The organism is Paenibacillus sp. GQ49 (assembly GCF_059759055.1).
On record NZ_JCAXEL010000063.1, the window covers coordinates 1 to 263 of the forward strand.

1 rRNA gene is annotated in these 263 nt (G+C 49.8%); it reads left to right on the forward strand.

Annotated elements, in window-relative coordinates:
* A 23S ribosomal RNA gene (locus AC6CIF_RS31950) occupies nt 1-263 on the forward strand; the annotation flags it as partial.

A 263-nucleotide genomic window follows, 5' to 3' on the forward strand; every position in this document is an offset into this window, starting at 1 on the left:
CCGAAGCTGTGAACCGAAGCCCCAGTAAACGGCGGCCGTAACTATAACGGTCCTAAGGTAGCGAAATTCCTTGTCAGGTAAATTCTGACCCGCACGAATGGCGTAACGACTTGGGCGCTGTCTCAACGAGAGATCCGGTGAAATTTTAATACCTGTGAAGATGCAGGTTACCCGCGACAAGACGGAAAGACCCCATGGAGCTTTACTGCAGCTTGATATTGAATTTGGGTACGATCTGTACAGGATAGGTGGGAGCCTTTGAA